Annotated in this window: 10 protein-coding genes and 1 riboswitch; of the genes, 6 read left to right on the forward strand and 4 right to left on the reverse strand. The window is 42.5% G+C overall.

What is annotated here, in order from left to right; translation table 11 throughout:
• Positions 1-48 precede the first annotated feature (48 nt).
• Positions 49-555: a MarR family winged helix-turn-helix transcriptional regulator gene (locus ACVBIU_RS05400; RefSeq protein WP_447163250.1), complete on the reverse strand. Its 507-nt coding sequence runs from the start codon at positions 553-555 to the stop codon at positions 49-51.
• Positions 556-716: 161 nt separating this feature from the next.
• Here ACVBIU_RS05400 and ACVBIU_RS05405 point away from each other — a divergent pair, with 161 nt between their 5' ends.
• Together ACVBIU_RS05405 and ACVBIU_RS05410 are read left to right on the forward strand one after the other, a co-directional pair.
• Positions 717-1,613, forward strand: a complete 897-nt coding sequence (locus ACVBIU_RS05405) for a DMT family transporter (RefSeq protein ID WP_447163251.1) — start codon at positions 717-719, stop codon at positions 1,611-1,613.
• Between the two features lie 154 nt (positions 1,614-1,767).
• A riboswitch (purine riboswitch) is annotated at positions 1,768-1,867 on the forward strand.
• 137 nt (positions 1,868-2,004) lie between these two features.
• Positions 2,005-3,375, forward strand: a complete 1,371-nt coding sequence (locus tag ACVBIU_RS05410) for an NCS2 family permease (RefSeq protein WP_447163252.1) — start codon at positions 2,005-2,007, stop codon at positions 3,373-3,375.
• Positions 3,376-3,542: 167 nt separating this feature from the next.
• Here the strand turns inward: ACVBIU_RS05410 and ACVBIU_RS05415 are convergent, their stop codons facing one another.
• Positions 3,543-4,298: a hypothetical protein gene (locus tag ACVBIU_RS05415; protein ID WP_447163253.1), complete on the reverse strand. Its 756-nt coding sequence runs from the start codon at positions 4,296-4,298 to the stop codon at positions 3,543-3,545.
• 2 nt (positions 4,299-4,300) lie between these two features.
• Entirely contained in the window at positions 4,301-5,467 is a 1,167-nt protein-coding gene (locus ACVBIU_RS05420) for a BamA/TamA family outer membrane protein (protein WP_447163254.1), read from the reverse strand.
• 367 nt (positions 5,468-5,834) lie between these two features.
• On the opposite strand from ACVBIU_RS05420, the gene ACVBIU_RS05425 reads away from it, so the two are divergent.
• Positions 5,835-7,667, forward strand: coding sequence for a hypothetical protein (locus tag ACVBIU_RS05425; protein ID WP_447163255.1), 1,833 nt, complete (start codon positions 5,835-5,837; stop codon positions 7,665-7,667).
• Between the two features lie 35 nt (positions 7,668-7,702).
• Positions 7,703-8,179 (forward strand): hypothetical protein, encoded by a 477-nt coding sequence (locus ACVBIU_RS05430; protein ID WP_447163256.1) that lies wholly within the window; start codon positions 7,703-7,705, stop codon positions 8,177-8,179.
• A gap of 15 nt (positions 8,180-8,194) precedes the next feature.
• Here ACVBIU_RS05430 and ACVBIU_RS05435 read toward each other — a convergent pair whose 3' ends face one another.
• Positions 8,195-11,443, reverse strand: coding sequence for an HD domain-containing phosphohydrolase (locus tag ACVBIU_RS05435; protein WP_447163257.1), 3,249 nt, complete (start codon positions 11,441-11,443; stop codon positions 8,195-8,197).
• A 280-nt stretch (positions 11,444-11,723) separates the two neighbouring features.
• Between ACVBIU_RS05435 and ACVBIU_RS05440 the strand changes: the two genes are divergently transcribed.
• The gene (locus tag ACVBIU_RS05440; protein ID WP_447159687.1) at positions 11,724-11,996 is read left to right on the forward strand and encodes a DNA polymerase III subunit epsilon; all 273 of its coding nucleotides are present in this window, start codon (positions 11,724-11,726) and stop codon (positions 11,994-11,996) included.
• A gap of 410 nt (positions 11,997-12,406) precedes the next feature.
• Positions 12,407-13,300 (forward strand): porin family protein, encoded by an 894-nt coding sequence (locus tag ACVBIU_RS05445; RefSeq protein ID WP_447163258.1) that lies wholly within the window; start codon positions 12,407-12,409, stop codon positions 13,298-13,300.
• Positions 13,301-13,528: the final 228 nt, after the last annotated feature.

Here is a 13,528-nt window from a genome sequence, read left to right on the forward strand (position 1 = left end):
CTTTAATTCGCAAGACGTAAACCTGAGAATAAATCTAAGGCATTAAATCTAATTGGTTACCCCCTCTCCAGCGCCTTCAAACCCTGCTAACCAGGTTTTCAACAGTAGGTTTAGGGCGGGTTGTTCAGCATCTGACAACTGTTCAACTAATTTGTGTTGGATCCGCACATGGTCTTCAATGGCTTTATCTATGGTGTTAAAGCCTTTTTCAGTTAAGCCCACCGATACACTGCGGCGATCTTGTTTACTGTGCACTCGCTCTATTAAGCCTTTGGTTTCAAGCTTATCTAAACGGTTGGTCATGGCTCCCGAGGTGAGCATCATCGATGACAACAAGGCTGATGGTGTGAGATTAAACGGTTCTCCTGAGCGCCTTAATGTCGCTAAGACATCGAACTCGCCCATGGTCAGGCCGTATTGTTTATGACAAGCTGCAATCTCAGCCTCGATGTGTTTTTGCAAACGCATAATACGCCCGAAAATAGCCATCGGCAGCGTATCTAAATGCGGCTTCTCTTTGGTCCACTGTGCTATAACCTTATCGATATCTTCCATTTTTCACCTTTAATTTGCGTCAAGCAGGCACACCATTAATAAACTTAACGCTTAGATACTTTACGCAAAGATACTTTACAAGAAGAGACTTTACAAAAATAAATTATCGGTCCACAATGAAATATATCTTCACGCAAAGATACTTAACATAAAGGTAGTTTATGAATGTGTTTATTGCCATGATCCCGGCATTTTTTTGGGGCACAACCTACGCCATGACGCAGCTTACTCTGCCCGACTGGCCGCCACTGCTACTAGGAGCGATTCGTGCCTTGCCTGCTGGATTAATTTTACTGGCAATTAAACCTAGCCTACCGAATAGAGCTGACTGGCCAATTTTAGTTAAACTCGGTGCCATCAATATTGCCATCTTCTTCAGCCTCATTTTTGTAATGGCTTTGACACTGCCCTCGGCATTATCAGGTGTAGGTATGGTTTCGGTGCCCGTATTTGCCATGCTATTTCATTGGCTGATTAATAAAAAACGCCCTAATCTACTACAAGCTATATCCGGTCTCGTTATTGTGATCTTGGCTTGGCAGCTGTTTGACCCAAGCTCCATCAGTTTAAACCCTGTCGGGCTGTTCGCTATGTTGGCCGCAATAAGCTGCATTATTGTTGGCAGCACCATGACTAAAGAACTCGGCACACGTATTCATTGGTGGACGGTACTGACGTGGCAGCTCATTATTGGCGGCAGCTTGCTACTTTTGGTCTCAGGCATTGAGGCTTTATTCTCAGCAGATAAGTATCTAGCTATAGCCTCTGGATTTAGTCTAATGAATAGCTTTGGGATTGGCTGGATTGTGCTGCTAAACACAGTGCTCGGTTATGGCTTATACGTATGGTTATTACAGCGTATGAGTGTGGTCGACTTTACCTTTGGCAGTATTGCGAATCCAATAGCAGGGATTATCAGTGGCATTTTGTTAGTCAATGAATCTTATAACTCACATCAATATCTACTGATGGCAGGGATGATATTAGCTTCAGTTTCCCCCGCGTTAATCCAAATGCTTAGGCGACGCTTTACGCTGGCATCGACAACTAATAAGTAAGGCTGCCAAGTAATAAGGTCAGCCTTTGCCGCTGACCTTGTTACTGTTGTTTTTGTTATCGCTCTTATTGTTATAGCTGTTTTTGCAAAAAAGCATGATCTATTGCACATTTCCCCCCGTCTTGCTTGCGCCCCACCAGCAGCTGCGTACAATCCGCGCCAACAATTTATTGTGCTGTATATCGCTGGAAATTTGGTCCAGAAGTCTCTACCACAAGACCTAATCTTGTGACTACAGCCCAATCACCGTCCGTTGCCAAACACTTGGCAGCCCAGTGGTATCTGCCAATAAATTTATTGAATTTCTAATGTAAGAAGAATACGTGAGCGCTGCATAGAGCCTCATGTATGAAGAACGCATTAATAACGCATCAATAAAATAAGGCATCACTGTGGCGATCTCTAGCTTACTTCTACGTACGGGGCAGTCCCGTTTTATGGAATCGACGTTCCAACTTTCACAGCGCAATGCCAATGTTGGCACCGAGCTCTACGCCGGTTTTATCACCTTTTTAGCCATGAGTTATATTTTGGCGGTGAATCCGGCGATCTTGGGCAGCATAGAGGGAATGGATAAAGGCGCGATCTTTACCGCCACCGCCTTAGCTGCCGCGTTAGCCACCTTGATAATGGGTTTTTTCGGTAACTACCCAGTCATGTTAGCGCCCGGCATGAGCATGAACAGCTTCTTTAAGGGCATGTTGGCATCTAGCTCAGTTGGGCTAATTTGGCACGAAGCCCTGTTCGGTATTTTTCTGTCCGGCATCGTCTATCTGATCTTTTCCATGACTAAGATCCGCAAACAGATGATCGAGTCGATCCCAGAAGATCTTAAGCTCGCAATCACGGTTTCATTGGGATTATTCATCGCTTTTCTCGGCTTAAAAAATGCAGGCATTATTGTCGCCCACCCAGCCGTGCTCGTCAGTATGGGAGACATTACTCAGCCTCAAGTTGCAATAGCCTTTATCAGCCTTTTTGTCGCGGTAGGTTGTATGGTGAGAAACATCAAGCTGGCCACTTTTATCGCCTTTATCGCCTCGATTGCGCTCACTCTCATCAGTGATGCCGTGCTCGGTACTCAGTACGCGCCGATCCCCGAAACCTGGTTTAGCGCACCACCAAGCATAGAGCCCAGCTTTGGTAAGGTGTTTAATTTTGAGTTTCTAACCGCTGACAAGTTATTTGATCTGCTGTTTATCGTGATCATCTTTTTTATCGTTGATTTCTTCGACGGTTTATCGACCATTGTCGGTGTGGGTAAAGATGCAGGTATTATCGATAAAGACGGTAAAGTACCTAACGCTCGCGCCGCATTAGTGGCTGATGCTGGCGGCACCGTCATTGGCAGTGTATTAGGCACCACTTCCATTACCGCTTTTTCAGAGTCAGGCATCGCCTCGGCTCAAGGGGCGAAGACGGGGCTAGCTGCGGTTGCTACTGCGTGTTTATTCCTATTGGCACTCTTCTGTTATCCGGTATTTTCAATGTTCTCAACCGCAATTGTTGCCCCTGCGATGATTGTTGTCGGTATTTACATGGTGGGACGTTTAGGCAAAATTAATTGGGATCATAAGCCATCATGCATTGCAGCCTTCTTTACCATCATGTTCACGATTTTAAGCTTCTCACCAGCCAACGGCATGGCGATGGGCTTTATCAGCTATGCGTTCTCCATGGTAGTTGCAGGTAAAGGCCGTGAAGTGCATCCGATTATCTATGTTTTATCGATCATTTTTATCGCTTATCTGGTGATGCTCTAAGCTAACACCTGCAAGAATAGAAAGGCCTGTGCAATTAAGCTATGGCCTTTTATCCTTGCTGCAACACACTTAAATAAAAAGCACATAAATAAAAAGCACATAAATAAAAAGCACTCTAAAAAGAGTGCTTGTTATTTAGCTATAAACGCAAAAATGAAGCGTCAACCTTAGGACTTATCGCAAGTAGAGCTGTAGTGATTAAGCTCAATAAGGCCACGTAATATAATGCCGTGATAGCGGGCTTTAACCAATTGATAATCCATAGAAGGTGCAAAGTAATAAGTCACCTCTTCGCTGCCCGTTTGCTTAACCGGAATGACGCTTAACTCACCCCAAGGGGCAATATTTGTTGTCAGCGGTTCTTGTACATAATATTGATACGGCTCTATTGCATCGGATGCCTGCCTGATTAAGCGAAATTGTTGTCGCCCTTGTAGCAAAAACTCACGCATCTGAATGGCCAAGGTATCGACATCGCGGAGCGGAATATCAGTAGAGTCGTAACGCTCGATATCACCATCAATATCCACCTGAGAGCTCAGGCCATTAGCGCTAAAGCTGGCCCGCATATCTCGGGCGCGAAACCCGGTCACTTTTTGATGAAACTGGCTGGTAAGCCACTGACGGGTTAGGTTCGACCAAGCAAGCGTTGCAGTTTGATGGTATTGAGTACCAATACCTAGAATACTGGCCTCACTTTTAGTAATCACCTGCGCGGTTTGGCCTTGCCAATTCTCCGTACGATCCATCGTGCCTGTATGGATGCCACTGACGTAAATATCGTATTTAGCGTTACGGCTACACTGCTTAGGCTCTGCGGCCATTACTGCGTCTTTTGCTGCTGCATCACTAGCAAAAACATTAGTGCTAGCGACACCAAAGAGTCCGTACAGGCTTATCATGATGGCAAGATTACGACTCATGATTAAAAGACTTCGTTCACATTAAGGTAGAAGTTAGTTTCGTTCTCGCCCACACCAATATCTAGGCGTAAATTAATATTGCCTTTGATTTTAAAGCGGAAACCAGTGCCGTATGAAGTCATTAACTCTTCATTAAGATCGCTCACCTTTGATGCTACGCTACCCACACCGCCCCAAAACACCATGCCATAACGCTGAAAAATAGGTAAACGGTATTCAACTTGGCCCATCATCATCTGCTCGTCGCGGTAACGGCCTTTGATATAGCCACGCATCGCTCCTGAGCCACCGAGGTCTGGCAACATGTTCCAAGGCACATCGCCATTGGTAAAATGCCCCTGTACCTGCCAAGCGATAAGACCTGGCGCCGAACTCAGCAAAGAGGTTGAGCTCAAGTCGATATAATTTGCTAACTCAAGATTGTAAGTCGAGAACGTCGAATATTCGCTGTTTTGATACAGACCGGCATCGATTTGGAATAACCAACCTTTAGTGGCATTTAAGCGGTAATCACGCGAATCATAGATACTGGTTACCACCACTCCCGAGCTAAAATTATTTGGCAGAAGTGTATCTGAATCTACTGGCATCTCTGTTTCGACCAGCTCTAATTTTTCAGCACTGGCGTAAGTGAAATCTGCGCCCACACCTAGAAAGTAGTTATCGGCAATTTCCGTCATCCAGCGTGGTTTAAAACTATAAACTTGCTCTTCAAACTCATGGTGATTAGCGTCGATATTACCTTGTTCGATACCCTGTCCATAATAAACAGCCGCTTCGTTATGTAGCTCTAGCCCCAGCTGTAAACGCTGCTTACCACCGTTGAAAAAGGTCATATTTTCAACTTCAACACCATAAGAGTTGTTCATCGACACAAACGAATTCAATACTAACGACGAAGGCTGCTCATCACTCGCGGCGCCGTCTGTTTTATATAAGCCCACCATCAGCAAACCCACACCAAACTTCTTCTCTGGTGTGTAATACGCGGTAGGTAAGTAGCTCATATCGATAGGCTTACTCTGATCAAACTCACCGTCAGCACCAAACACAGACAAGATATCGTCGACCCAAGTCGGCTCCATATCTTTAGGCGTTTCAAATAAAGGTTCTACAGCGACAGCTTGATGAGATAAGGCCAGCAGGGTTAACAGCAAAATCCGTTTCATAAATACTCTAATCAGTAACGAAGATAATGGGAATTAAGGGGCGGCATTCTACCATTACAAGAGTATTCAACAATGACTTTTTTTGATTAAGGATTAATCAGAATAAAGAGTGTTCTTTTGTGAATAACAGAAGCAAACATTAAAGCTTAGCTGTTAGCGAGCAGTAAAAAGCAAAGTAACAACAAAATTAGAGGCGACTAAACAAGCTATAAGAAATAAATAACACCGTCACATTTTTACACTAAACACTTAATAAATATGATTTTTTGTCGACTTATATCAACATATTATTTTTCCAATGCAATAAAATAATTTCAGGCATTAAGCCATTGACGGCAACAAGCCTTTATCACGAGATACTTATAATATGAAAAAAACAGTTTTAGCGTTACTTATCGGCAGCACTTTAGTTGGTTGTGGTAGTGATTCGGATAATCAACCTAGCCAAGACCTAGTAAGTGCAACATTAATGGATGTGGCTTTGGTAAGCGGCGTCACATATCAGTGCGGCATTCAAAGCGGTACCACTGACGCCGAAGGTAACTTTAATGTTAAAAAAGGCACAACTAATTGCGTCTTCTCAATTGGTGAGCTTTCTTTAGGCCAATCTAACGCCACGATCACAGAGACTAACAACCAAGTTTCAACATTAACACTTAAGCCTACTGTTACTGCTCGAACCGTAGTGAACCATGTAGCCAATGTCTCTGCACTTTTACAGACAGTAGATGCTAATAATGACATTAAAGATGGTATTGATTTAACTAAGGTTGTTTCAACTTCTATCCCTGCAACTATTTTACAAGCCACTGATGATAAAGCTTTTGACGAGTTAGTATCTCAAGTTAAAATTGAAATAGACGGTGAAGAAAAGACTGTTAAAGATCTAGGTATTGAAACGGTAGCGCCATCTAAAGCAGGCGCAGAACTCAATAACACTTACAAAAGTGAAAACGTTGATACATTAATCAAAGATGTGAAAAAGCTTGCAGTAAATGATGACTTTACCAAAGTAGATTTCGACGCAAAGTTAAACGAATATAGAGACTTATTAAAATCAGGTTCAGACGATAGCAATGGCTACCATCAAAAAGCCTTGCTCGCCATGATTGAAATTTTAGAAGTTTCAAACATGCAAGAAGTCAGTGAACGCTTAAAAATTACTAACCCAAGTTCTTCTGAAATGTTAGCAAACTTATTGGAAGTCGCACTTAATCCAAAGTCATTGGTTGAACTATCTTTAAATGAAGCTAAAACCGGCAGCACAGATGATATCAATATCATTCTTAACAGTGCAGCTGTTCGCCTAGCTAATGCTAGCAATGAGTTAGCGACTGCTTTCCCAAATAAAAACTATGTCATGCAGTATGGTGAGATCTCTGAAGATGAAGCAGAGTTTAGTCTTACCTACCAAGATGCTCAAATTGCTCGCAGCTATGCACTTGCTTTAGCCAGTACCTTAAATCTAGTAGCCTCTTATGAGAAAGGTTCAGATGCTAACCTCATGCCACAAACGGAAGAGTTAACAGTTGATGTGGTTGAGTTTAGCAATGGCGAGATCATCGAAAAAGAGATGGACCTTAAGGCTGAATTTAGCCAAATAGAAAGCAACCCATTATCGCTATTATCAAAAGGTGAAATCGGCCAGTTTAATGCTTTTGCAGAAGCTAACCTAAAAGAAGCCAAAGCATGGTTAACTGAAGCTATTGAAATCGCTAAATGGGTAGATCTAAGTGATCTATTAGATAAAGAAGAAGCTGCTGAAACAGCAAAAATCATTGCTGATTTGAGCCAACATTTAGCAGATGAAAACTCATCATTCCTAAGTGAAGACGCCGATAAAGAGCAGCTTTATATCAATTTACATGCACTATTTAGCACAGCTAAAGGTATCGACGTTACCGATATTAATATTGCTAACCTAGAGTACCAATGTGAAAGGAATTGGGACGGAACACCATTAAAGAATTCACAATACAGTGAAACACTATCAAAGCTATTTAATGAGACCGTATGTTCTCATGAAGAAGACAACCATCACTGGAATGTCTTCGATAATATTGCAGTAAAGGCTTCTTACTCTCAGCTAGATTTTCCAGACGGCGCGGATCGTGAGTCGAGTTCTTCTACCATTGAAGAAGTTATCTGGTGTGGTCAGTCAGCAGATGGCCAAAAAGTTAGTTGTTTCGACGAGCAATAATCTTTATGAAATTCAACCTTAATGTTGGATTTCTATTGTTATCTCTAACAGCACCATTATCGGCAAATTCCTTTAATGGTGTTGTTACGATTAACAATATCACCGAAACGAAATACCAGGCGGTCTCCGAGACTCGCTCTGTGATGCTTTACAAGCTGAAAGCCGCGCAATACCAATCTATCAAAAATCGTAATATGTTCTTAGATGGTTTAAATAAAGAGAAAGCGAAAGAGATTTTAAACTATCGCCACGGTCAGTTTTCATTCGACAACACCACATTAAACTTCGAACATGCCTTTTTTTATAAAGGTGAGCTTTATCTTGATAAAGTATCCGGTCTGCTCGGCAAGCATATGATTAATGCCCACCAGCTAATTATCAACCTGCAAAGCAAGCAAATTACAGCCAAGCGGATCATTGTAAATAAAGACAACAGTATTCAAATCAAAATGAACTTTAGCTGTAAATTTGGTTTAGCCTTTCCCCCCCGCAGTCAACAAAGCTGCACTTAGCTTCTGATTAGTTAGCTATGCCGTTTTATCTACCTGATTACAGATTAAATACTTAGCGATATCGATCTCATTTATCTGAGCCGAGTCCAAAAATTTATGCGCATATTCAAGATAGATCCCGCTTGAGAGGAACAACTTAAAGATATCCATATCTAAGTGTTCATCGAGCGCCAGTTTATGCAAAATATCAATAGCAACGCTGAGTGGCTTAGCCTTTTTATAAGGTCTATCTGCAGCGGTTAGCGCTTCGAATATATCGGCAACCACTAAGATCCGCTCGGGGATCGATAAGTCTTCAGCGCTGAGCTTACGTGGGTAACCCGTGCCTTTTAAGGTTTCATGGTGAGTAGAGGCGTAGCGCGGTACGCGCGCAAGCTCTGGGGGGAACGGTAGGTTCTCTAGCATCTTAATGGTACTGGTGACATGCTCATTAATTTTAAACCTGTCTTCAGTGGTCAAAGTGCCTCGTGAGATAGAAAGATTATACAGCTCACCTAAGTTATATTGATATTCAGGGATCGCCATTTTAATACCAAACTTAGGATCAAACTCCACCTTATTGATCCGCTTGATAATATGTTCAGGTTTATCGCGCAGCAACGGCTCTGTGACCGGATAAACGTCCTCGCCTTCTCGTTCACTAAGATTAAGTTCTTCGACTGGTGACAGCCCTAGCCTATCGTCAAAATGACGCTGCCAGCTGATTTTAGCCAGTTGTGCTAGGCGATCTGTCGACTCTTGATCCATAAACTCGCCGCCAACATTGGCCTTGGCGATAAATTTAAAGTCCTCTAGCAATTGCGATCGCTGCTGATGGAGCTCTGCAAGAAGCAGTTCTTCTGACTGCTCGCCCGACGGCTTAGCGTCTTGCTTACACAATATCGTTTGCTTTAGATATTCAATCTCGGCGTCTCTCCACAACACCTCAAAGCGCATCCTAACCTCATGAATACGGTTATAAACGGCTTCAAGCTTACTGCCCTTATCGACGATATATTCTGGGGTGGTGATCTTGCCGCAATCATGCAGCCAAGCGGCGATTCTAAACTCGCGCTGCTCATCATCGGAGTTAAATTTAAAGTCCTTAAAAGGGGCTAGTTCTGAGTTTTCTGCAGCCTGAGCCAACATCAGGCCAAGCTCTGGCACTCGATTACAGTGTCCTGCGGTGTAAGGAGATTTATCATCAATAGCTTGCGCTATGAGTTTGATAAAAGACTCCATTAACTCCTTTTGATTCTCCTCATGCGCCTTAATCGCACTCGACATATCCATCATAGAGTGCGCCAATTCATCAAGCTCGGTGATGCTTGACTCAACTCGCTTCACTGCATCATATTGACGGTTTTTAATCTTGTCATTTTCAATCGCCAATAATTTAATAGGTCGAATAATAGGAGATGAAAACAGCCAGGATACGGGCAAGATAATCAATAAGCAGATGCTGGTGAGCAAAATAGATTGCTGTACTTTCTCAATACTGGTCGCAAGTAACTGCTCCATTGGCACCACAATCGCAAAATACTCTTGATTCCCAGCTGAAGGCTCTTCACTTCCAGCCGATGCATCACCAAAAGGGGTTACATAAACAAACTCCTCAACCCCATTTAACTCACGACGAATTAAGTTTTGTTGGTTTTCCGGCTCAGCCGCTAGATCAATAAGGGCTTCAAAAGGCACAGTCCCTTGCGTTAATAAAGTCTGCTTTACTCCTTCACCAAACCACTTAGCCCTCAGAGCTTTGATTTGAGCCGGGGTGATATTAGCTAAAGCCTGATTAATGATTTCAATAATATCTGCTCTGTGAGCAGGCATCACAACGTGTAAACCGGTATTCAGTTTGATCGGAGAGAAATCTAGCTGCTGATGATATTGGATGTGCTTAACAAAAAACTGATTAGCTGTGTAATGCAATATGATGTTGCTATCGAGCGCAGCAAAAATCTCCCCCTGTTCAACCGCATGCAATATGGCATAGGTGGAAGGCATCTCGACTATCTCAATCTGCGGATAATTTTGCTTAATAACCTCAATAATCGACCAACCAGTCGGTATCGCAACCTGCTTACCATTGAGTTGCTCGATATGCGTGATCTCTGGCGTTCCTTGCTGGGTTGCTATCGCGTAGGGAAGCTCAAGAAAAGGCTCGCTAAACTTTCCTAATAAACGTGTCTCATCGGTTTTAATCACAGAGTGCAGCATGTCTAGTTCATGATCTTTATAGCTTTCAGTTAATTCACTCCAGCTAAAACCATTGACATAGTTCAACTCTAATCCTGTCATATCGGCAACCAGATTGAGTAGATCGACACTATAACCCTGAGGCATGCCTGATATGGCAAAATCAATAGGCGCCCAATCGGTTTCATTGGAGACTAACAGCGGCTCAGTATTTTCTACCAGGGCGCGTTGTTTTGCAGTCAAAGCTAACTCTTTAGACTTAGGTATTTCAATCGCCGTCTTTTGTACTTGGTTCGATGCGATTAGCTCACCACTTTGCTTGTAGAGATAAATATTTTTCTCCGTGATCCCCTTTTCACTCTCCCCCTGCATAATCAGATAATCTGAAAGTGATGACAGGGCGATATCTAAGGCAAGCACGATTTCGGAGTCTGCGAGCTTTATCGAATAAGTTTGCCCCGGAGATTGCAAATGCTGAAACAGATAAGGCTCTGTTTTAGAAACTGCATGAGTATGAGCATCAACAAACCAAGGCCTAACTCTAGCGTCATACTCACTGGGCTCTGTTTGCATCACGCGTAAATTAAACTGCTCATCGAAATAGGACTGCTCTTTTCGCCGTAATGTCCCCCCACCACTGATGGTAATCATCACCCAACGATCTAGATGGGATGCATTAAGCTGCTTTCTTATTATTGGGTGTGCATCCAAATTAATCAGCTCATAAAAATCCCCATTAGGCATGCCTACATAAATGCCATAAAACAATGGGTTAATTTGCATGACGTCAGCAAACGCCTGCCTGACTTCAGGATTAAAGGCACCATCTATCACAGGCGTATCAAAGTTTGACAGTAAGTGAGTGGTATTAATCGCGCGATTATCGACTTGAGTAAGGTAGCTACTGGTATTTTTAGCGGTAAGATTGTAGAGCTTAACAGCGGCATCTGTAGCCATGTTTTTACTAAAGTAATATTGCAAACTAATGGCAATCGCGGCGGTTAGAATAGTGGCTAAGATAAAGATCCCAACCACGGTAACACGAATGGTAAACCGTTTATTACTCATCTTGGCTAAGTCGCCCATAGTATCCTAACTCTGTCATCCAATCCTTGAATCAACATCTTACAACAAGGCTGTAACAAATAAACAGCTTGAAATGAAAACAAAGTTCCCACTCACTCCATGTGACTAAATTAAAGCAAGCTAGAGAATAGTCTAAACCTTGAGCAAGCACTGATTGCATGGGGTTATTAGCCCATATTATGCTAAAATAGCTGATCAGCTTTATGAATGTGCAGCAACTCTCATTTGTGTAACTGAACGTAGTAAAGCCTACCGTGATTAACTGATGAGGATACAAGATATGAGCAAGCTAAATGCTGAAGAGCGTAAAGCACGAGATAACGAACGTTTCGCGCAACGAGTAGATGAGCGTAGAGTGAAAGGCGAAGATGTGGTTGCGTACGCGCTTGCCAATAAAAAAGCCTTTAAGTTTCTGACTAAATCAGAAAAACACAGCCTTAAACAAAGACAAGCTGCGCTTCTGGAAGAAGCGAATACAAAAGCGACACAAGAATATAAGCTGAAAGAGCAGCAAGAATTAGAAAAGATTGAAGCGGCATTTACTGAACAGTAGAGCCCGATGAACAGCCATAATCACTGTGGCTGTTCTAATCCCCTATTTTAATCATCTATCTCCTTTCTCTAGCCTGATTAGAAAACAGACATCATTAACAGCCCTAACCGTGCAACTGACACGAATGCAAAAAATCGTATCTTACAAGTTACTTTTGCCTATTCAATTTCATCTATGCCAAACAACCAATTGTTCTTCGCCCATAGAGTTCGTTCAGGCCTCCTCAAGCTCCTTAATCGAATGTATAGCCAAGCCTCAAAATTTCCGCGTTCTAAATATGGATGACTTATGAACTCCCTTAAACCGGCTACATATTATTAAGGTTAAATCCATTTTTAGTGTTATTCAAACGGCTAGTCTATGCTTGAGCATGAAATTAATTCCCCAATAAAATCAGATAAGGACAGTCTATGATTAACAACAAACTATTTGGGATGTTGCTTTTATGCATAACCTTTAATGACGCGTGGGCAACTAACTTAACAAACCCAACCACATCAAAGGGTCAAAAGTGCGTATCAGTAAAAACTTTAGATACAAAAGAAATAGAGTCTGGTTCATACAATGTCGATATAGAAATTATTGGTCATTGTATTGAGAAGATGAATGTGGAAGTTTGCCCTTCGAAAACTAAAAAGGGCTGTGAATTTCATGTGTTACCACCTGGTGACAGGATAAAAAGCCAGCTACACACCCAGGATGAAATTCCAGATGTTTATTATAAGTGGGGCTTTTACGAAACATCCTCCAATCCAGCCTCCCAAGCTAGCGCTCCAAATTGGAATTATATCGAAGTGGCCTATTTATCAGCCGATATCGACGTTTTAGATCAAAGTGTCAAGCCAAATGGCTACGGCGTGATAGGGTCAACATTAGTAGGTGATAGTGTCATTCTAAGTCTTGCTTACAACAGAGTTTCTGAAGATGACGTATTAGGCAGTAATATTGATGCCACTCTAAGCCAAGCTTCAGCAACTATCGGCTATAGATACAGAACGAGTGACACAACCGATCTATTCGTTATGGCATCATATCTATATGGAGAGTTAGAGGGCTCTTTAGATGGAGAAAGTGAATCCTACGATGATAACGGTTACGGGTTAAGAGTTGGAGTTCGCTCTATGGTCACAGAGTCTTTTGAAGCCTCAGCCACAATCGATCGCATCGAAATAGATAGTCAATCAGAAACTGGTTTTGCGGTGTCCGCTTATTACCATTTCAATAAACGATTTGCTATCGGTGCAGGCTATGCAATAGCGGATGATGCCGATATGTATAACGCCAGCTTAAGAGTCTCTTTTTAATTTTAACTATAGAATTAGGAGGGGCTAACCTAGGTGAGGGCCCCCCCTTTCACTACAATGACGGCTGTTAGCCACATCAAACTTTTCTGCAGCGCTACCTATCTATAATCCCCTCAATTTCAGCTGTTGGTACTTATACAATTGATATATTATCCCGCCGTTGAGTCACTCAGCCCCAAACTTAGGTTGATTAGCCTTAGATTCTCAGAGTAACCAACACACTAATCA

This window comes from Shewanella sp. 30m-14 (assembly GCF_052977125.1).

Excerpts from the sequence above, each read along its gene's own strand:
- ACVBIU_RS05415 (WP_447163253.1), bottom strand. The coding sequence starts at position 4,298 with ATGAGTCGTAATCTTGCCATCATGATAAGCCTGTACGGACTCTTTGGT.
- ACVBIU_RS05445 (WP_447163258.1), top strand. The coding sequence starts at position 12,407 with ATGATTAACAACAAACTATTTGGGATGTTGCTTTTATGCATAACCTTT.
- ACVBIU_RS05435 (WP_447163257.1), bottom strand. The coding sequence starts at position 11,443 with ATGGGCGACTTAGCCAAGATGAGTAATAAACGGTTTACCATTCGTGTT.
- ACVBIU_RS05425 (WP_447163255.1), top strand. The coding sequence starts at position 5,835 with ATGAAAAAAACAGTTTTAGCGTTACTTATCGGCAGCACTTTAGTTGGT.
- ACVBIU_RS05440 (WP_447159687.1), top strand. The coding sequence starts at position 11,724 with ATGAGCAAGCTAAATGCTGAAGAGCGTAAAGCACGAGATAACGAACGT.
- ACVBIU_RS05400 (WP_447163250.1), bottom strand. The coding sequence starts at position 555 with ATGGAAGATATCGATAAGGTTATAGCACAGTGGACCAAAGAGAAGCCG.
- ACVBIU_RS05405 (WP_447163251.1), top strand. The coding sequence starts at position 717 with ATGAATGTGTTTATTGCCATGATCCCGGCATTTTTTTGGGGCACAACC.
- ACVBIU_RS05420 (WP_447163254.1), bottom strand. The coding sequence starts at position 5,467 with ATGAAACGGATTTTGCTGTTAACCCTGCTGGCCTTATCTCATCAAGCT.